Source organism: Marinifilum caeruleilacunae, from assembly GCF_013141825.1.
Lineage (GTDB): Bacteria > Bacteroidota > Bacteroidia > Bacteroidales > Marinifilaceae > Marinifilum > Marinifilum caeruleilacunae.
In genome coordinates this window covers 1-524 of the sequence record NZ_RZNH01000150.1, presented here as the reverse complement: position 1 = coordinate 524, position 524 = coordinate 1, and the positions used below count along the sequence as shown (strand labels likewise).

General features: G+C 32.6%; 1 pseudogene. It reads right to left on the bottom strand.

What is annotated here, in order from left to right:
* Window positions 1-332, bottom strand: a pseudogene (locus tag ELS83_RS21840) (IS6 family transposase); the annotation flags it as partial.
* Window positions 333-524: the final 192 nt, after the last annotated feature.

The window sequence follows — 524 nt, the reverse complement described above, 5'->3', positions numbered from 1 at the left end:
TGCAATTGATGCGGACGGCGTAACCAGATATCTAAGGTTAAGCCGTCCGTATCAATTGCACGATAAAGATAATGCCAACGTCCCTTAATTTTGATATAGGTTTCATCCATTTTCCACGAATAGAAGGACTGTCTATTTTTCTTTTTCCAGAGATGATAGAGGACTTTACTGTATTCTTGTACCCAACGATAAATAGTTGTGTGACAAACGTTAATCCCACGATCATAAAGGAGTTATTGAATTTCACGATAGCTTAGATTGTAACGTAGATAATAACCAACAGCGACAATAATCACATCTTTTTGAAATTGTTTACCTTTAAAATAGTTCATTGATATATCCTCGCTGTCATTTTTATTCATTTTACACTAAAATAGACTTATCAGAAAACTTTGCAACAGAACCAAAATAATCATACTAAAGTCCTTATTTTTATTTAGAAACAATCACGGTTCAATAGAGTATACTCTATTGAACTATTTTTAGTTAGTGGTATAATAGGTATTGCAGGTGTTCAATAGACT